Consider the following 19893-nt stretch of genomic DNA (forward strand, 5'->3'; position numbering starts at 1 on the left):
GCATCCGTGTCACATGTACTGCATCTAATGCAGGTTGGTCTTCAAGAGGCGTACGCTCTGGCAAAGTTTGTCGTGCTAGATGCACTCTCTGTCGTAGTTCGGAATAAGTTTCGTAAACAGTTGGGTCTGCCAGTGGCCTAGACTCTACCATCCTATTAAGAACACCGAAGGCGTTTATGCTTGCTATAATAGAATTTTTAAAATTTCTAGATTGCGGAGAAATGTGAAATGAACTCAAGGGATGGGCCTATATTCAACTGTTGGCCATGGGGAGCCCTGTTTTTAATTAAGCACACGCCTCTTTGGGATGACGGACCGAGCGAACCTTAAATCCTTAAAATACATGTTTTAGTCGAGCTTACGGACAAATGTATGCGAAAAACCGAATACAATGTGCCGACGCTAACGTAAAGGAGCCAATTGTATGCGAAAAACCGAATACATTGTGCCGAAGGTAACCTAAACGAGCCAATTGTATGCGAAAAACCGAATACAATGTGCCGACAGTAACGTAAATAAGACAAATGTATGCTTAAAACCGAATACAATTTGCCGAAGGTAACGTAATAAGCCAAATGTATGCGAAAAACCGAATACAATGTGCCGACAGTAACGTAAATAAAACAAATGTATGCGAAAAACCGAATACAATGTGCAGAAGCTAACGTAAATAAGCCAAATGTATGTGAAAAACCGAATACATTGTGCAGAAACTAACGTAAATAAGACAAATGTATGCGAAAAACCGAATACAATGTGCCGACGCTAACGTAATAAGACAAATGTATGTGAAAAACCGAATACATTGTGCAGAAGCTAACGTAAATAAGACAAATGTATGCGAAAAACCGAATACATTGTGCCGACGGTAACGTAAATAAGACAAATGTATGCGAAAAACCGAATACATTGTGCCGAAGGTAACGTAAATAAGACAAATGTATGCGAAAAACCGAATACAATGTGCCGACACTAACGTAAACGAGCCAAATGTATGCGAAAAACCAAATACAATGTGCCGGCAGTAACGTAAACGAGCCAGCGCCGATACACATGCAGAAGAACCCGCACCAAGTGCGGGTTCTTCTGCGCTTAAATATAAATTCAACTTTTTCATCAGCATATAAATTACGGCATATATTTCTCAGCAATGCTGGTGACATATCCGTCTTTTTTAGTAATCACACACGGGGGCACAAAATCAGTATATTGCTTGAAATATTCAATAAACTCCTGCTTGCTTAATTCTTTTAGAGCACCCGTATTAGCATCAACTATAGAATATCTCGTATCCTCTGTAACCTCTAATGGATCGGTATACGTATATTTGTTGAGGATATAAAATCCATTGGGCATATCCTCATCTGGATTAATATTCAACCCTTTAAAGCGAGCGGAATCCTCCATTGTTAGCCATTCAATGTTATCAAAATCAAAGGAATGATTCTCCAGGCTAAGATTAAAAACATAGCCCATTAATATACTCTCGGGTGTGATCGCAAAATCATCAGCTGTAGCCTCATAGTCCACCACAAGCTGATCCAGCTTAACATGCTGACCCATTCCAATATCATTGCTTATATAATTCATGGCGACCTGTAAAGGATCAAGTAGTGCTGGCTCCTCCCCCTGATCAGCTAATGTCTGCAGACGGGCATAATATTCAGCTATCATAACATCAGTTTGAGGTGTATTGTAATATTCATTTCCATTCGAATCCTTCCAGCGTTCTACGCTCCAAATTCCTGAATCTCCTTGAATAACAGGTTGGGATAACAACAGTTGGCTTGTTTCGCCTGTCGTTAAGGGGAATTTCACTAGAATATGCTTCCCACTATAAGTTTCATGCGGAAGGTGATGGTTTGCTTCAAGAAACACACGCACTGCAATTTCCTGACCGGCTGGTGTGGATATGTCATTCTCTCCACTCCTGATTACGCCCAAATATTGTGGTGTTGAATTCATAATGGAAAAAATAAGTATCGGTTTTCCCATGCTTCCTTCTTCGGTGATAAATCCATCAACCACATTTTCCGTCATCTTCAGCTTAGCTGGATCATCCGGTTTCAAGCGATATTCTAAACTCCAAATTTGCAAGGGTGTTGCAAACAGATCGTCGAATGACGCTATTTTTTCAAGCTTAGTAATTTTACTGTCAACCATCTTAACATTTGTACTATTCTCATAGTTCGTAATGTTCTGCTCCATAAATTGCTCGGCATAATCCTTTACGGTTAATGGATCATTTTTCGGATTACTTATGAGTCCGACACACAGCGCAGCCACGACTATGATTGCGACTAAAACAACCCAAAAGGCTGGTTTTTTGTAATTTAAAATATTTTTTATCCGCCCTTTCGTGTTGCTCTCTCCAAAGGCAAGCGGTGAACCGCTAATAAATCGTCTTCCAGTAGATAAGGACAAGAGTGAGGTCGAATATTCTTTTTTGATTCCGCTGCCCATCTGTCTTATGACGCTTTCGTCACAGGATTTCTCCATATCATCACTCATCAGATAAAAAGCAAGCCAAACCACTGGATTAAACCAATGTATACACAGAACAGCGAACGCGAGAGGTTTTATGATGTGGTCGCATCTGTGTATGTGCACTTGCTCGTGTTTGATGATATAAGCTTTTTCATGATCGGACAGACAGTTTGGAAGGTATATTCTAGGCTTAAGGAAGCCGAATACAAAAGGTGTGGAGATGCCGTTATGTTCATATACATTTTCGAAAAGAGGGGTTGCGGCTCTTAAGTTTCGTGAAAGTCGAACAGTGGCAGCAATGCTGTAGATGAGCAGCAGCCCAATCCCGATCAACCATATATATTGGCCTATGTTAATCCACGCATCTGAAGGATTTGAAGGGATTATACCACTTGGTGCAGCAGGTGAAGAGGAGATAGGTACGGCTGATATATTATTTACGGCTTGCTCGGATGTGTTGATTACATTTTGGATTTGAGGCGTTTGTGTGTATAGCTTATTTAGAGGTGAGTTCTGTACTTCAGATGGGATAAAACTAAATATACTCTCAATCGAGAACGGACACAGGAGTCGGATCAAAACCACAGACCATAAGGCATAGGAGAATATTTTGGGAACTTTTCTTAAGAACAGCCGTGCCACGATGATAAACACAATCACATAACTTCCCGTAATGCTCATGTTTAAAAGTTGTTCAAACAGCTGTTCCACCGTTACTCCTCCTTATGCTCATGGATTAGTCTTAGAACATCATCAATTTCGCTGTCGCTTAATTTCCGGCTCTTTGTGAAAGCAGCCAAAAATTTGGGTAACGAACCGCCGAAGGTTTCCTTCACAAACGCCTTGCTCTGCTCCGCATAAAAGTCATCCTTTTTGATAAGAGAACCTACCACACCATTATCATTTTTAAAAATCTCTTTAGCTTCAAGTCTTTTTAACATCGTATACGTCGTAGATTTCTTCCAGTTGAGCTCGGATTCACATAACTTCACCAGATTCCCTGACGGAATCGGTTCATGATCCCATATTAATTCCGCAAATCTACCTTCCATTTCGGTCAGTCTGAGATCCTTCAACCTTGTGCCTCCCGTTGGTCTACAATTCCTAGACCTTCCATTTGAATTAGAGTTTACAACTTGTAGACCGTTTTGTCTACAAAAATTTCCAGTACAAAAAAAGAGACTATGTCTTTGCAAACATCGCCTCATTGTTATCTTTATTAAGGATAAAACACAGATAAGTCACGGAACAATAGTCCGCTCTCTTCTAGTCTGTTAAGCACCTCTTCTACATCAGTTACAATATGGCTTTCTCGCTCATGAGCTGTATTGATTAACCACGGTTGCCCCTGTCTTAAAAAACAAAGATCATCGGGCACTCTAGTCTGCACCCATGAGTACAAGCTCGTAGAATAGGATAGTAGGATATCGACCGCATCCGGTGAACATCTAAAATAATAAACATCTGCATAATGTCCCATAAGCCGAGTTCCCGGCCAATAATCATCTTTGACGATCTCTTTGAGAAAAGGCTGTAACCGTTCCAATAGTTCATATCCTTCTGACTCTAACTCCATCTGATCCCGTTTGACCAAAATAAATTCATCACACACTTCCATAGCTACCTGTATCAGCGTCTTATAGGCCTGACCCGTTGGGTCCTGCAAAATAGTATTTATAATAATGTCCGCCCCTTACTTATTTGTATTATTTAAATACTCCTGATGCATCCTTCCCCAGCCACACATGCTATCCAAAACAGTAATTAGTGATTTGCCATGTTCTGAAATACTATATTCCACCCTCAATGGAAGCTCATGAAAAATCACACGATCGATAAGTTGATCCTCTTCAAGCTCCCGTAGTTGCTTCGTTAATGTCCCTTGAGAGACATCTGGAATGATCCGTCGCAGTTCGCCAAATCGTTTGGTACCATCTATCAATAAAATAAATAAAATGAGCGGCTTCCACTTTCCACCGATCTTATCAAGCGTTGTAAGCACTCCGGCCAATCTCGGCTCAAGTAAATCCATGTGATCATCTCTTTCGATAGTTATTCTATTTCACAGCTAGTACGAACAATCGTACCTAGTACGAAAAAAGTGCGTACTGTGCAGAATTTCTTTTATACCTAATAATAAAAAACAGAACTTAAAAGTCCATTTAACTATGAACGGAGTAGATAAAAATGTCCAGTATTTCATTAAAAAACCAGCGAATTGTCATTATCGGAGGAAGCTCCGGAATAGGGCTCGCGACTGCCAAACAAGCGCTTGAACAAGGCGCATATGTCATAATCGCTGGGCGTTCACAAGATAAATTAGAAAAAGCTCAACAAATTCTAGGGTTCGAATCTACCGAAACTCATTCGCTTGATAATCAAAATGAAGAAGACTTAAAGTCTTTTTTTGAAAAAATCGGCAACTTCGATCATTTGTTCACTCCCGGCGCCTCTTATGTTAGAGGACCGATTACTTCAAGCTTAGAGATTGCGCATAGCTGCTTTAATGCAAAGTTCTGGCCTCAATATAATGCTGTGAAATGCGCGATCCCATATATAAGTCCAACCGGCTCTATTGTTCTGATGTCTGGCGCATTCAGCCAACGACCTCTTGCAGACGGTGCCTCCTATGCAGCTTGTAACGGCGCGATTGAGAGTCTAGGAAAAGCATTGGCTGTTGAGTTAGCTCCGATTCGAGTAAATGTCATCTCCCCAGGCACCATTCATACCAACTTTAATTGGGTAGGAGCAGAACAAGAAACTAGAGACAAGTCTTATGATGAATATACGAATATGAATATCCTTGGCAGGGTAGGACATGCCGACGAAGCAGCACATACAACCATTTATTTGATGACTAATAACTATACTACGGGAAGCACCCTATTTCCTGATGGGGGTTATATTTTGCGATAAGAAACAAAAAAAGCCCATATATCTTTTGGGCTTTTTTTAATAAACATAATCCTATGTAAGCGCCTGAATCCGTACCTAACTTTTTTCTTAATTAGGAATAGTATACTTTTTCCACTTTATATAATGTATGCTCGATAGTTGGGCAGAGATCGGTATCTACTTTATAAAATTTAACTCGAAAGTATAAACTTTTCAGAAAGTTCTTTATATTATTTTTTTGCCTAAAGGCAGGAAGAAACTCTGGATTTTTCTCCACATCACCAAAACTTTGAATCCATTGCTCTACATAAGTCTGACTAAGTATTTTTCTATTTAAAACACTAATTATGGGTCTTACCATTCTCTCATCTTCCCCATCGGAGTAAATTCGATCTGTTATGATCATCTTTTCATAAACCAAATGGAGAATCGTTATGAGGTCATTGTTATCCAGTTCGGAACATTGAGCTAAATCGTCTAAAGCATCTGCTGCATGGGCTATAGCATGAGCCCAGCCTTTTTCTTCATCATACCCGCGGTAATCTCGCTCTTCTTGTACATTATAAAATACTTTCTCTTTTATCTGATGAATTTGCTCTCTTGAGAGAAATGGTGATTCTCTATGTCTCTCTAAGACGAGTGGTATGACTAGCATTGAGAAAGATCGAGTAAAGACAGAGTCTGTATTTGTTTCACCAAGCTTAAAATGCAAATGGTTATGATCCAAAATAACTGGAAGAAGTTGTTCTAGTTCATTTGCAGTTAGAGAATTACCAGGAATCCAGTGTGATAAGATTGTATAAATCAGGTCATCACGCAGCTCGGCATCCACAGAACCGATGTTATGTATCATTTCTTGTATCAACTGGAATGTATCGGGAGGTGCTTGGTAGCCATTTTCTTTTATTACTATCAACTTTTCTTATAAATTCATTTTACACACTCCTACTAGAATTTTTCCGTATACAGCGTAATAACGCGACAATTAACAGAGATATTAGTTTATAAAATGTCACACTATCCTTTCGGGTTGTCGGCATTTATCATGGTACTATATATAGTATTAAGGGCAAACTTTTATTGTTACGCGACACCCTTTCTACATTTTAGAATAGCCTATTCAATAACCAACCAAAGGTGGTACGAAAATGAACCAGAAACTAGAAACAACAGATTCTAAGCGTCGTGTTCTCCCCTTTAAAGGCGTCCTCAATTTCCGAGATATGGGGGGATACACCACCTCAGATGGCCGTAGAGTCAAATACGGTTTGTTTTTTCGATCAGCCGAATTAACAGGAATGAGCGATCAAGATATAAAGCTCTTTAAATCACTTGGAATTAAGACCATATTTGATTATCGGGGAATAGAAGAAATTCGTTTAAAACCAGATCCAGTCATTCCAGGAGTTAATAACATTTGTGTACCTGCGCTAAAACAAGAGGTGCCTGGAGACATGAGAGATGTGGTTCGTTCTGGATTCCTTGAACATTTTACGACAGACTTCTTGGTTAATATGTATTTGGATATGGCCTTTAATAACCCTTCCTTTAAGCGACTTATGGCAACCATTATGCTTCCAGATGAATTCAGTATCCTGCATCATTGTGCCGGCGGAAGAGACCGCACTGGCGTAGGATCAGCATTCATCTTCCTAGCACTTGGGGTTCCAAGAGAGACGATTATAGAAGACTATTTGCTCTCCAATCAGACACTGGGTCCTTTGAATGAACAAATAAAAAAGCAAGCCTCACAGCATCTGTCACCGAAGGAAGTCGATACTGTTATGGCTGCGCTTATATTACGCAGAGAATTCATGGAAGCCATTTTCTCTGCCATTGACGCGCGTTATAAAAGTGTAGAGATTTTCCTCGAACAGGAATTCGGCATGACTGCTGATAAGCGCAAGCAGCTACAAGCCTACTGTTTAGAAGCTTAACAACTTATTGAGCTATGGACTAATTCATTAAGATAGCGATAAAAGTATAAGAAGCGTAGCTCTTTAAGAGCTACGCTTCTTTCCAATTAATACTGACGTTCTTCCTCGTAGGATACAAACAACATTCTACGCTGTACATCCATCAACGATTTAATCACCCAAGTAGCGATCACAGAAACGACGAGTCCCGCTACAACATAGGAAATGTATTGCTGAGATAATGTCCAGTCGATATTAAATAAGGCAAACACACTATTCTCCAAAATGTTCAAATCCATCGTTTGCAAGAAAATCTGATGTAGCACAGGTAGTGTGATCAGACCTAGCGCAGCCGCTACCACAGTTATCGTTAGTGAGAAGAAGATAATGCTGGATACGAATCGTCCCATAATCAGCATGATGTTACGTGCAAACTTTGCACCATCAAAACCTAACTTCATGCGTTGCAGGAAGCCCGCTCCCTCTTGCTTCATATCCGTTCTGCGCTCTTCACTCGGTCTAGGAATATCCAGTAGTGATCTTACTAGCTCTTGCTCAAATTTCACAATGTAATCTAACCCTTTAGCTACTGCGAAAAACAAGGGTATACCGATGAAAATTGGTGTTAAAGCAATAGATAATGCTAATCCTGTCACCATAAACACGAAATATACAATCGTAATCGGCAAAGAGATTATAAAATACAACATACTCCGATAGGTCTTGGGACTTGATCGACGTTTGCCTGGTTTAGATTGTGATTTCGATTCTACGGGAATCTGCATGGAATCTACCGCTCCGATCGGCATTGTATACAACTTATCGTTCATTTCTTATGTCCTTCCTCTCACGTTATCAATTAATCTCATTATACGTGAGAAAGAGAAGGCTCAAAACAGTCTTAGGACCGGAGTCTTACCAGACTAAAGGCTAGGATGGGTTTAGACTGGAAATAGCTACAAGCCCAGCTTATTCCCCTTCTCGAGCCGCACGATCTGCTGTTCTCCGCTATCTGCCAGCTCTCTGAACTGGTTAATGGTTTCACGCATTTTAGGAAGAGCTTCCTGCTTATACGTACTTATCGAATCTAAAGCGGATAGCACATCTGTAAATGCCTGTTTTAAAGTATCTACTGAAATGCTAGATTCTAGGGATTGCTTATGGATCGCCGCCCCCTGATCTTTCAACATTTTTGAGGTGCCGCTTATTAGCGTGTTGGTTGTTTGATTTAGGAGTTCAATCTTTTTCAAAACAATTCGTTGATTATAAAGTGCACTGGCCACCGTAACGGAGATTTTCAGGGCAGAAACCGTAACATTTCTAGCTCTGTCCACCCCTCTAATTAGCTCTTTATTATTTCGTATAACCACTTCAATCGCCATAATTCCCTGCTGATTTACTACCAGCATCTGTTGCAGATCCATCACACGCTGCCGCAGAGGAAACAACACCTCCTCCGTTATGAACTTTACTCTTTCTTCAGACTCATTACGTAACTTGGCTGCATCTAGCTGAGCCTCAATCTCCTGATCCATCAGCATTCCCAGCTGAATTTCTTTCTGCAGTTTTTTAGTGAGCTCTCTAAGCGATTGCTGCTCAAACTCTAATGTAGTGTTATCATTTTTCAATACGGTTTTGCCTTTATCTAAAGAAATGATAATATCTGAGATTATAGCATCTGCTTTTTGATACTTCGCAAAATAACTCCGCAATGGGTTAAAGAACTTCCCTAGAAGACCACTTTTGGCAAAATCCACTGCACTTGGGTCTAAATCTTTCAACTGGAGGTTTAGTTCCGTTAATCCTTTAGCTACTTGCCCGCCTTCATCCCCTGTTTTTGATAAATTCCCTACAGAAACTTGCAAAAGAGAGTTCTTGTCTGAAGACGATCTCATGGTGCTCATCCCGAAGCTGTCTATGGATTGCAGCACTTCTTTTCGTTTATCCAAAGATTCTAAATCCAGCTCCAAAATCGTCGAGACATTGGTTATCGCCATTTCCTTCAGTTGCGTTACTTCCTGTGGCTCAGGTTTAACCTGTTCTTCAATCGCTGATTTCAATTTCTCCGGACTTACCACTTCCATCGTAAAAGACATAGAACCCCTCCTAAAAGTTGTAACTTACATTTGAACATTAAGCAGGTTTCCGATTTTATAGACTACGTCGTCTGTATCCGCGTTGATGTTAGCCGCTTCATTAATACTTGAAATGCTCTCCAGTGCTTTAATATTTGCGTTGTAGCCAATGGTGTAAATCGGAATTTTATAGGTTTCAATTAAGCCCCTGATATCGTTCAGTGAATGACCTTCATTCGTTTCTCCATCACTTAATACAAAGATTAAAGGTTTGATTTCCGGGTTTATCTTCATTTCGTCTTGAAGCATTTTGAGTGCCACCACAATTCCATCAAAAGTCGCTGTCCCCCCATTCGCCTGAAGACTATCTATCGCCCCAACAAACATCGACTGCTGATTCGTGTCATATTTGCCGATTGGAAGATTTATCGTAACGTTATCGGAGTAGGAAACAAAACCAATACTATTATCTTTGCCCAAGTACTTCTGTCCTGTTAATAATGATTGCTTTAAACGATTTAATGGCTCCCCGTTCATGCTACCTGAGACATCAGCTACAAATACTGCCGCAATGGGTTTATTGCCGTTTTTCTTCTCCTTCCACAGCTTTTGAGCCGAGGATAAAAGACTGCCATCCACTGGATTAACCTCCGAATGATAGTCATTCAGTCCATTAAAACCTTTTTCCTCACCCAAACGCTGATACTTATCCTGTTCAACAAACTCCGCGAATTTCTTAATAATGTCCAGCTTCTCTTGTGGAAGATCACCTAATGCGTAAAGGGGGCTGTCATGCCTTACACCAAAAGGAGTAAATACATAACTACCCTTTAGTTCGGGGGCATTTGCGTAAATTTGATACTCTAATACAAAAGCATCCAGCTTCCCCGTTTTAGCCGCATCACGCATTTGTAAAGTAGTCGATGCGATAAAAGGTACATTCGCTTGGAATTTCTCAAAGCCCTGAACCGCTTGCTCTCCAAGCAAATCAGAGCTGTCAAACGTCCCAAGTGCAGTCACAAGAAAGTTCAAACCTGTTGAGCTGGCAAAAGGATCTGTGTAACCCATAGATAATTCATTATTCGCTATCGCATCAGTAATCGTCTTAACGTTTAAAGAACCATACTTTTCTACTAACTCATCATATTTCGTTTTATTCGTGACAATACCGGCTACATTACCAATAAGACGATTGGTTATAAGCTGCGTATTCATTCCGTTCGCTTTTACCATCTCACCCCATAACTCATTGGATGGTGTAAACGCATCTGGTATATATTTACCAGACCTTATGTAATCCGTCGCTGTTCCTGAAGCAATATTGCGAATTTTTACTGAAACAGGTAATCCGTTCACTTCTATATTGGAACTATTAAAGTCTGTCGCCACTTCATTAAGCCATCCATCATTACCCGTTCCTGATTTCTCTGTGGATGAAAAGATTTCGACAAAGCTATCCGTTGTATTGGTTACTGATATAGGAAATTTAGAAATATCCGGTAAGGAATCACCAATCGCTACAGGATCAAGGTCGATTTGTCCTTTAACTTGCTCCGCGATATTTACGTTAATTTTTTTATAAAGTTTTTCCAGCCGCCTTCCTGCATCTTCTGACGAAACCTCAGTAGTGGTTTTACCTAAATTAGATGTTAAGGTGATCCCAAAATACACAAGAGCAAAAACTACCACTGTTATAATTCCGAGGACTAAAAATGTTCTCCCTTTCCTAGCCATTCGCATCTTCCTTTCATTGCTTATAGAATTTCGTCTGTTTGATCAATTCATCGATCTCCTTCATACAAGGCATATCTTCAACATCTTTATAATTCGTACTGTCTAATAGCGATATTTCGAGAAGTAATTGATCTAACTTCAGCAAAATCTCTTCGTTTGCACCGAGATAACCTGTTACATAAGCCAAGTATTCATTGTATAGCGCTGTTTTTTTCTGCACCAATTTATCCGAGAACTGCGCAGGTCTCTGCTGACTGGCAAAAAGGGAGAATTCCGAAGCGTCAAAAACACTTAACTTATTAAGTATCCCTCGGATATTCAGATAGAAAAGCTTCTCTACTTCATAACTGACCGCACCAAACTTCTTGTAGCTTAGCTCCGACTGCTCAAATCTCTGACCAAGGACAACCATTAACGTGTTTTTCTTCTTTTCCATCCGAATGACCTGATCCAAAGCCAGTGTAATGTCCTTCTTCAGCACCTTTACATTTTTGTATTGCGTGAGCGCTGCTATATAATCCTCATGCGTCTTTATCTCTTTTACAGGTGGAACCACCGAAGCTTTAAACAGCAAATTATAACTTCCATAAAGGACAACAAGAAGACTGATCACTACTAATGTCACGCCAAAGGAAGTCTCTAGAACGCTTACTCCCCCAATTTCGACCCCTAATAACCCTGGTGACAAAACGATAATATTCAGTAACACCACGCCAACTATAAGTCCTAATAGCTTTACGGATCTCGCACCGTTCAACATAAACACCTCCCTAACCGATCCGGTAACTTTTTCCATCATTTGCTTTATTTTATCAGAAACTAACTCACCATACTCCTTTTATTTACAAAAAAACTAATTTTCCGCAGATGATCTCTGCCCTACGTTGATTCACTTCTATATATATGGAATTATTTCTGTGATTACATCCCTAATCACAAAAAAACCTTAACAGGCCCAAAGCCCATTAAGGTTAAGTAAACTCATTTATACCCAAGCGTCATTCGAATAGCCTCGTTGCTCCCAGTATCCTGTATGCTCTCCCTCGATCAGTTCAATCCGGTTCAGCCACTTCACTGACTTGTAAGCGAACATTTTGGGGACAATTAGCCGAACCGGTCCACCGAGATCGCTTGGAATCGGTTTCCCATCATGCATCACCGCGACCATAACATCGTCCATATCCGCCTGCTCCAGCGTAAGGGTATCTGTATATACCCCATCCCCTGAGTAGAACTTCACTGTCTTTGCAGTGGACTTCACACCAGCCATTTGTAGAAGATCCTTCAGCTTGATGCCCTCCCAGGTATTCTTATAGACGGACCAACCTGTCACGCAGTGAAAATCACTCACTTGAACCGTACGTTGCAATTGAACGAATTGCTCCCAATTCCATGTAAAGCTCTGATCAACAAGACCATCCAACTTAAAGGACCAATTATCGTTCGTGAACTCAGGAATAGGGGTTACAGTATAAACACGGAATTGACCCTGCGACCCACCTCCAAGAGGCGGTGACGATGCCGCCAGTGGCTGCGGTGCTGGCAACAGCTGATTGCGGTCATTCTCGATTAATTTATCGATCGTTTCGCTGCCACCGATGTTTCCAATCGAGCTGCCTAACCATTTTACAAATGAGGGTCCGATTGTAAGGGCAAGCCCTACACCGATCGTCCCTCGAATGAAAGCTCTACGTGTATAGACTGGCTGCGGAGTATTCTGAGATGTTGTAATGGCACTCCCCTCGCTCTTGATGATCCTACGATTCGGCTCCTTCAACCACTTCACACGAGTCAATGAGTGATAGATAATGTAAGGCAGTCCAATCCATGTCAGGACATCATGAACGACCAATGAAAGATTAGATACTTGCGGTCCTACCGTACGAAACTGCCATAACAATACACCAGAAACGAACCACCCAAGCAACAGGAAGAGCACAACAAGTACATTGAACCGCTGCCAAGGTTTTTCCTTTAGCTGTTTCCAATGTTTACTGGCCAGCAGAAGATAATAGATCACTGGAAGGATAGATGCAATTCCTACCACAATATGCAAGCCTTTAATCCATACCCTGCCTTCACCGAGGAAACCTCGCCAGAAACCGCCTACTAGCACAAGCCCAGTCAAGGCCAATATCACGACGATCCAGCCGTTCCAGGTGTGAAGTGCACGCAGCTTTTTCCCGTATCCCTTACGTAGCCGACCAAGCAAATCACTCATAGCTTAGCCTCCTCCTCATGTGTATAATCCCGCACCCGATTTAATTTAGTCCAATAAGGTTAGAAAGGACTTTGATGCAGCAGAGAGTGGAACCCCTCGAAGAGTCGCTATCCCGATGTTACGCTCTGGAAATGGCGGATCTAAAGGGATTTCTACAAGCTCCCCACTTTTTAATTCTTCCCTTACATAATCACGAATAACAAAAGCTAGACCAAAGCCACGTAAAGCGAACTGAACAAGAAGATCTACACTGCCTAGTTCAAACTCTGGTGTTATCGTCACATGATTGGAGGCAAGAAACCCATCTATGTACTTTCTTGTGCTGCCTCCTGGCTCCAGGAATAATAATGGGTACTGCTTGATGTTTGCAAGCGGCATCGTATTATCTGCTAAATGACGGAAGCCCTTGCCTCCTACAAGACAATCTTGGAGCCGTGTACTCTTACGAAATTCAATCTGCTTGTCAGATGCCGGTAAGCTTACGATGCCGAAATCAATTTTGCCTTCTTTTAAAAGCGTGAGCGTTTCCGGTGTTGTTCGATTCGTAATATGAATACGTACGTTAGGATATTGTTCATGATATTGCTCGAGATAAGATAACAAGTAATATTTGCAGAGGGTATCGCTTGCACCGATATGAATCTCCCCACTATTTAAATTGTTCATTTCTGCAATCGCTCGCTCACCCATCTCCACATTCTGAAAGGCTTGCTCAATGAATCGCAGCAGTACTTTTCCTTCTGTTGTTAGATCCACCCCTCTAGAGGTACGGAAAAATAAGGGGCCGCCCATCTTTTCTTCCAATTGCTTAATCGTGTGACTCACCGCGGGTTGTGTGATATTCAGCCGTTCTGCTGCCGCAGTTAAGCTGCCTGTTTGTGCTACCCAATAAAAAGAGCGATACCATTCCAAGTTGATGTCCATTCCCAAGTCATTACCTCACCTTATAATAGATATTACATATATCAATTTTTCTAATGTTATATCTAGCATTATACTTAGACCTGTAGCCAATCACAAGCTTGGGAGGTAATCACGTGACCGTAATCGCAATTGTAGGAGCTAACTGGGGAGATGAAGGCAAAGGAAAAATGACAGATGTACTAGCCGCTCAATCATCCTATGTAGTTCGTTTTCAAGGTGGAAGTAATGCTGGGCATACTATCATTAACCAGTATGGAAAATTTTCGCTTCATATGCTGCCTTCTGGTGTATTTTACCCTTCAGTTACAAACATTATTGGACCAGGAACAGCTCTTGATACAGAAGTATTAGTAAAGGAATTACAAGCATTAGCAGATAGAGGGGTTCCACAGCCGAAGTTGTACGTATCTGAGCGTGCTCAAATCGTACTCTCGATCCATCGTTTGTTTGATGAGCTGGAAGAGGAACGACTTGGGTCACAAGGGTTCGGTTCAACCAAACGAGGAATAGCGCCATTCTACGCGGATAAATATGCGAAGCTCGGGATACAAGTTGCAGATTTGTTTGATCCCGCCCGACTTGAGAAACGTCTCGAACAATTACTTGCTTCAAAAAATGTATTGCTGGAGCATTTATATAAGAAAGCCCCATTCCAAGTCTCGGAATTAATGGCTCAGTTGCAAAAGGAAGCTGCGCAATTGGCACCATATGTTGCCAATACAACAGAAATACTACAAGAAGCTTATGCAAAAGGAGAAACGATTCTGCTTGAAGGGCAATTAGGCGCTCTGCGCGATCCTGATCACGGTATATATCCTTACTCTACCTCTTCATCGACACTTGCCGGATACGCACCTGTCGGCGCGGGTCTTCCTGCAGCTGCCATCACGAATGTCATCGCTGTAACGAAGGCATATTCAAGCTGTGTTGGTGCCGGACCTTTTGTATCTGAATTAGAAGACCCTGTAGCGGATGAACTTCGCACACGAGGTGGTGATGCTGGGGAATTTGGAGCAACAACGGGTCGTCCTAGACGTATGGGTTGGTTTGATGCAGTAGCTACACGCTATGGTTGCCTGATGCAAGGTGCAACGGAGGTTGTGCTGACCAATCTGGATGTTCTTGGTTATTTAAATGAGATTCCGGTTTGCGTTGCCTATGAGCTTGAAAATGGGGAAATCACCGACAAGTTTCCAGCAACCAATAAACTAAACGCAGCAAAGCCGATAATAACGTATTTATCTGGCTGGAACTGCGATATTTCCCATATCACGAACTTCAACGAGCTGCCAGAGCAAGCTAAAAGTTACGTAGACTTTATTGAAACGTCTATTGGAATACGTATTTCTACTGTTTCTGTGGGACCTAGACGTGATCAGGTCATTCATCGTACGCTGAAATAATTTCAAAATAAGGATGCCTAGTTGTACCTACATGCAAAATGCATATAGCTGCAACTAGGCATCCTTGCGTTACTCTTTTACACCAACACTGCATCCACTTTCGTCTGAGGCGCCTTGTCACAACGCTTACAAACCTTAACGACTGATCCGTCCGTTTTTCTTTTTGGATAAAGCAGTTTGATCCGTGTGCTCTGACAGACCGGACAAGTACCCCGACCCCTGGATGGTAAACTCCACAGTGCATGTCCACGTTTTGACTTTGCCATGAATAAACCCCTCATTTCGGTCAATAAATAGTCAACATTTCATTCTGAAAGTGCTTCTTTCAAAAGATATGCTTCAGAGACAGGCTCTATGACTAAATCAATGATGAGGCGTTCGAATATATGAAAAGGACGCCCGGTGATGAACCTGAAGGCGTCCTTTGATTTAAAATGAAGTTATAGTTCCCTTACATTAATTTGTGTAAATCATAGAGACAACACCATTTGTAAAGGTTACGTAATTATAATTTCTATATTGCCAAGTCTCAACTGTAATTCCACTGCCGGATAGACTTGATTTATCAATTGGAGTGCCCCAGCTTAATTCTACTTGCTGCTTCGTCATCCCTGTCGAAATTGTACCCGCCTTGATTTTGGCCCAAATCGCATTAGACCATTTATAGATTTTGGTAGGATCAGACGTAAAGAAATACTCTTTGTTTGCCAGATCGCGAGTGACCTGATCATATTCCATATCATAAGAATTCACAATTTTACCTGATGCCAATTGAAAAGAAATCGAAAACTCATTATCGTCGTTCACAAGAATATCAACAATCGTTGCTTTTTGGAATTTATAGTCGGAATCATACTGGTTGAACCAATAAGTCTTTCCGATTAGCTTGGCGAGGTCACCTTGAGATTCTCTTTTGGCTATTTTTAACGTATTTTTTGTGTACGCAAATAACTCCGCTTTACCGAAATTGATGTTCAAAGACTCATAATGAGCACCAAAGTCCAATACTGCTCCCAATGCTGTTTTTAAGAGGGTAGCAGGGAATACTGCTCCTCCATCCACGGTTTGCACTTTACCACTCATTTTCACCTTATTCCCATTCACCATAGCAATATCGCTGCCCAGTTGAAGCTGAATAGGCAAATCCCCTACACGAATTCTAAAAGTCTTAGTGGCTGTATTCGTCTGAATAGTTGCACCTAAACTCTTAAAGGTAGTTTGTACAGGCAAATACATCGTGCCATTGATTAATACACCTGTTTCGATGTCCTTATCAGCACTGATAGATAACTTTAACGTTTTGGAATTAGCTCCTGAACGTACGGTTACATTTGTTTCGCCAACGGCTAATGCTTTTATTGAACCATCAGGCAGCTTTTGCAATAAGTAAGGCTTCTCAATAACCATATCTGCTTGAGACAGTGGAACACGTTCGGATGAGCCATCTGGACCTTTTGCAAAAATCTGCACCGGAACCTTGTCACCAACGGTCATCTCCGTATAGTCCATCTTAAAGATTAGATCATCGTTGTTTTGAGTCGTAGTCTCTGCTTGTACACTTGTATCTGCTGCCTTCGCTGTATGAATTGGACCAAACATAGATACTGCCAGCGCTGCAGTGATGCCCCATTTAATCATTTTCATTTCCAAAATCCCCCTCTAGTAAATAAACCAATATTACTTTATCACAATTCCACTATTTTTGTAGATAAAAATGGAAGGTTGTTAAGCTTATATTTTTATAATGTGTAAATATTATGAAAAATAAAGGAAATTACATGGATCTACAAGAAATTACAGAGTACGTATAACAGAGTCTATGTAATCGTTTTTGGCGGTAGCAACTGAAGAACAGTTAAAACTTAAACCAGGAGTGTTATGTTCATGGAAATAGTATCGAACCGATTAATTTTAAGAGATTATACAAGCAGTGATTCTTCTTTTTATGAAGAACTAGAACAAAATCCCCTCTCCTACAAATATGAGAACACTGCACCTGATGCAAAACAAATTAAAGATGACTTCCTTTCGATCTTGTCTCAAGCAACAAGTGATCCACGGCAATATTATGATCTTACAATATGTACAAAGCTGGATATGAAGCCCATCGGTAATGTCAGCATAAAGTTAAACTGGGAAGAAATCAGAGAATGGGAAATCGGTTGGGTCCTACTCCCGGACTATTGGAAAATGGGATATGCAACTGAAGCCGTAAAGTCCCTGATAGGTTATGCCTTTAGCTCTCTTAATGCACATAGGGTTGTTGCTTATGCCAACGCCGAGAATATGCAATCTGAGAAAGTAATGATTAGAGCAGGAATGTTAAAAGATGGGGTTCTTAGGGAGACTAGATTCTGTAATCAGCAATGGTGCAACGAGATCGTCTATTCCTCTTTAGAGCAGGAGTGGGCTAATATTTGATGGTTTAAAACTGATTAGGGAAAAACTCCCTATAAAAAGTCGATATCCGCTAATAATGAATGAAATTAGGGAATTCCTCCCTATAAATCAGGCTAATTCCTTTGATTCTCATCAAATCAGACGAATTTAGGGGAGGTTTTCCCTAATTGTTCTATTGAAACTTCACTTGGAACTTCACTTGGATCATCATTTGGAACTTCATTTACAGGATAACAAGAAGTGCCGCTCCCGAGTAGTTAAAAACTACTTTTGGAACGGCCTCTTTTCTTTACACTATCAACTCACGTATAACTTCAACCTCATCCCTGCTCATTTCAACGAATCCAAGGGATGTATATAAGTTCGAAGCACGTTCGTTCTCTATTCGATGTCCAATAACGATTTTGTCGCAGTGATGTTCCGCTTTTATAGTTCGAATCAAGGCATCCATTCCGGTTCTACCGAATCCTCTATTCTGATATTTCTGATCAATCATAAAAGCCATAATCCAATAACTTCCGTCCTCAGGATCTACGGCATATACTGAGAATCCTACCAATTCTTCATCTGCGTATAAAGCCAACGGAGTCATTCCGCAATAAGCCGATTCTGCTAACCAATAGACTACTGGTACAGGAAAAACCGTTTTTTGCTCATTGGACACCTCTAATTGCGTACAGGCATACCAGTTATTCTCAGTGATTGTCTTCAGCGCAATATGTGGATGAAAGCCATCCCGAATACGATCACAGATTGCATCTAATTTAGCTTTAAGCTGTAGTGCCCATTCCGGACAAATAGAAACGTCCAAATTCTCTAAACTTCGAAGCAACCTAGCGAATCCATATAAGTCAGAGAACCTTTGGAATTCTGGCAATAACTTGATATATTCATCGTCCAGCCGCTTTACAGATCTATATCCACTAATAAAAAGATCGATGTTCTTCTTGCTCTCATCATCATTCTGCTTGGATAGATCTCTTAACGCTGATGTGATATCCATCGCAAACCAGTGATACATAGAGTCATCAAAGTCGATCGAACTATATCGAGACGTCTCTTTCATATAAAAGATATTGTCTGTCTCAAAATCAAAATGGATCAGCCCCGTATGTCCTACGCCAAAAGAGAGCTCACTTAACCACGCCTCAATTCGTTCATATTCCTTAAGCGCTTTATGCTCCTCGGGATGTCTTCTTAATACGGATAAAATAAATTGAAGCGAATCGACCCAGCTTTTACGCGCGGGTGTGCTCGGAGCATAAGTCTCAGATAAATTATGCAATCTCGCGAGCGTTTGACCCCAATGTTGGAACTGCAGCTCCGACATCTCTTCAAGCGGAACGTACTCCCCTTGGGCTTGTTCAAAAACAACCCCGTGATATCTACCATTTCCAGTTAAAAGGGTCTCAATCCACTTCCCTTGCATGGAGCGTACTGGCGCCACGGTCTCATAGCCCTGTTCCAATAAGTACATCATAAAATCTAGTTCAGCCTGAATATTCTCTGCGCTATTATCCTCTTCGTGAGTAAACCTTAAATAATAGTGCTTACTATTCCATTGAAACGTATAAATAAAATTGCTACTTGCTCTCACAAGCTTCAAAGTTCCAGGCTCATGATTCCAATACTTGATCATCTCTTTGGCAGGTAGATCGTTCTCTGTTCCCCTCACCATGTTCATTAAAGTCATCATTTCCGATAGTGCCTCCCGTAGTCATTGAGAGGTGTTCTTCCCTTACGAATACTGACCTCTCTCGGACTTCATTGTGGTGTTGTTCGTACTCAAACATCATCACTCCTTATAAACGGATTAGGGACCCCAGAAAGATTTGACC

19 protein-coding genes are annotated in these 19893 nt (G+C 41.0%); 5 read left to right on the forward strand and 14 right to left on the reverse strand.

What is annotated here, in order from left to right:
• The first annotated feature begins 6 nt into the window (after window positions 1-6).
• The gene (locus tag ACQKMP_RS01975) at window positions 7-141 is read left to right on the forward strand and encodes a hypothetical protein (RefSeq protein ID WP_339803192.1); all 135 of its coding nucleotides are present in this window, start codon (window positions 7-9) and stop codon (window positions 139-141) included.
• A 987-nt stretch (window positions 142-1128) separates the two neighbouring features.
• Here the strand turns inward: ACQKMP_RS01975 and ACQKMP_RS01980 are convergent.
• From ACQKMP_RS01980 to ACQKMP_RS01995, 4 genes are all read right to left on the reverse strand, one after another.
• Window positions 1129-3198, reverse strand: coding sequence for a M56 family metallopeptidase (locus ACQKMP_RS01980; protein WP_427468741.1), 2070 nt, complete (start codon window positions 3196-3198; stop codon window positions 1129-1131).
• A 2-nt stretch (window positions 3199-3200) separates the two neighbouring features.
• Window positions 3201-3563, reverse strand: a complete 363-nt coding sequence (locus tag ACQKMP_RS01985; protein ID WP_042187606.1) for a BlaI/MecI/CopY family transcriptional regulator — start codon at window positions 3561-3563, stop codon at window positions 3201-3203.
• 143 nt (window positions 3564-3706) lie between these two features.
• Entirely contained in the window at window positions 3707-4099 is a 393-nt protein-coding gene (locus ACQKMP_RS01990) for a hypothetical protein (protein WP_149644280.1), read from the reverse strand.
• Between the two features lie 81 nt (window positions 4100-4180).
• Window positions 4181-4519: a winged helix-turn-helix transcriptional regulator gene (locus ACQKMP_RS01995; protein WP_042187604.1), complete on the reverse strand. Its 339-nt coding sequence runs from the start codon at window positions 4517-4519 to the stop codon at window positions 4181-4183.
• 155 nt (window positions 4520-4674) lie between these two features.
• On the opposite strand from ACQKMP_RS01995, the gene ACQKMP_RS02000 reads away from it, so the two are divergent.
• The gene (locus ACQKMP_RS02000; RefSeq protein ID WP_042187603.1) at window positions 4675-5403 is read left to right on the forward strand and encodes an SDR family oxidoreductase; all 729 of its coding nucleotides are present in this window, start codon (window positions 4675-4677) and stop codon (window positions 5401-5403) included.
• Window positions 5404-5494: 91 nt separating this feature from the next.
• Here ACQKMP_RS02000 and ACQKMP_RS02005 read toward each other — a convergent pair whose 3' ends face one another.
• Complete coding sequence (locus ACQKMP_RS02005; RefSeq protein ID WP_427468742.1) at window positions 5495-6298, reverse strand: DUF2785 domain-containing protein; 804 nt, start codon at window positions 6296-6298, stop codon at window positions 5495-5497.
• A gap of 232 nt (window positions 6299-6530) precedes the next feature.
• Here ACQKMP_RS02005 and ACQKMP_RS02010 point away from each other — a divergent pair, with 232 nt between their 5' ends.
• On the forward strand, window positions 6531-7319 hold the full coding sequence (locus ACQKMP_RS02010; RefSeq protein WP_379421782.1) for a tyrosine-protein phosphatase: 789 nt from the start codon (window positions 6531-6533) through the stop codon (window positions 7317-7319).
• 86 nt (window positions 7320-7405) lie between these two features.
• Here ACQKMP_RS02010 and ACQKMP_RS02015 read toward each other — a convergent pair whose 3' ends face one another.
• The 6 genes from ACQKMP_RS02015 to ACQKMP_RS02040 form a co-directional block, all read right to left on the reverse strand.
• Window positions 7406-8128 (reverse strand): sensor domain-containing protein, encoded by a 723-nt coding sequence (locus tag ACQKMP_RS02015; RefSeq protein WP_052404263.1) that lies wholly within the window; start codon window positions 8126-8128, stop codon window positions 7406-7408.
• A 126-nt stretch (window positions 8129-8254) separates the two neighbouring features.
• On the reverse strand, window positions 8255-9394 hold the full coding sequence (locus ACQKMP_RS02020; protein WP_427468743.1) for a toxic anion resistance protein: 1140 nt from the start codon (window positions 9392-9394) through the stop codon (window positions 8255-8257).
• Between the two features lie 24 nt (window positions 9395-9418).
• On the reverse strand, window positions 9419-11107 hold the full coding sequence (locus tag ACQKMP_RS02025) for a vWA domain-containing protein (RefSeq protein WP_042187594.1): 1689 nt from the start codon (window positions 11105-11107) through the stop codon (window positions 9419-9421).
• A gap of 13 nt (window positions 11108-11120) precedes the next feature.
• Window positions 11121-11867: a hypothetical protein gene (locus ACQKMP_RS02030; RefSeq protein ID WP_331281433.1), complete on the reverse strand. Its 747-nt coding sequence runs from the start codon at window positions 11865-11867 to the stop codon at window positions 11121-11123.
• A gap of 225 nt (window positions 11868-12092) precedes the next feature.
• On the reverse strand, window positions 12093-13328 hold the full coding sequence (locus ACQKMP_RS02035) for a molybdopterin-dependent oxidoreductase (protein WP_042187590.1): 1236 nt from the start codon (window positions 13326-13328) through the stop codon (window positions 12093-12095).
• Between the two features lie 45 nt (window positions 13329-13373).
• A complete protein-coding gene (locus ACQKMP_RS02040; RefSeq protein WP_042193785.1) occupies window positions 13374-14252 on the reverse strand; it encodes a LysR family transcriptional regulator in 879 nt (292 codons plus the stop codon).
• A 113-nt stretch (window positions 14253-14365) separates the two neighbouring features.
• Here ACQKMP_RS02040 and ACQKMP_RS02045 point away from each other — a divergent pair, with 113 nt between their 5' ends.
• Window positions 14366-15655, forward strand: a complete 1290-nt coding sequence (locus ACQKMP_RS02045) for an adenylosuccinate synthase (protein ID WP_042187588.1) — start codon at window positions 14366-14368, stop codon at window positions 15653-15655.
• A gap of 77 nt (window positions 15656-15732) precedes the next feature.
• On the opposite strand, the gene ACQKMP_RS02050 is transcribed toward ACQKMP_RS02045, so the two are convergent.
• Both ACQKMP_RS02050 and ACQKMP_RS02055 read right to left on the reverse strand, forming a co-directional pair.
• Window positions 15733-15921: a hypothetical protein gene (locus ACQKMP_RS02050; protein ID WP_076121390.1), complete on the reverse strand. Its 189-nt coding sequence runs from the start codon at window positions 15919-15921 to the stop codon at window positions 15733-15735.
• 190 nt (window positions 15922-16111) lie between these two features.
• Complete coding sequence (locus ACQKMP_RS02055; RefSeq protein WP_042187586.1) at window positions 16112-17299, reverse strand: stalk domain-containing protein; 1188 nt, start codon at window positions 17297-17299, stop codon at window positions 16112-16114.
• Between the two features lie 240 nt (window positions 17300-17539).
• Here ACQKMP_RS02055 and ACQKMP_RS02060 point away from each other — a divergent pair, with 240 nt between their 5' ends.
• Window positions 17540-18076 carry a GNAT family N-acetyltransferase gene (locus ACQKMP_RS02060; RefSeq protein WP_427468744.1) on the forward strand — a complete coding sequence of 179 codons (537 nt, stop codon included), beginning with the start codon at window positions 17540-17542 and terminating at the stop codon, window positions 18074-18076.
• 268 nt (window positions 18077-18344) lie between these two features.
• On the opposite strand, the gene ACQKMP_RS02065 is transcribed toward ACQKMP_RS02060, so the two are convergent.
• A complete protein-coding gene (locus tag ACQKMP_RS02065) occupies window positions 18345-19751 on the reverse strand; it encodes a GNAT family N-acetyltransferase (protein ID WP_081951105.1) in 1407 nt (468 codons plus the stop codon).
• Between the last annotated feature and the right edge of the window lie 142 nt (window positions 19752-19893).

The organism is Paenibacillus sp. NPDC101420 (genome assembly GCF_050277435.1).
In the GTDB taxonomy this organism is placed as follows: domain Bacteria; phylum Bacillota; class Bacilli; order Paenibacillales; family Paenibacillaceae; genus Paenibacillus_AQ.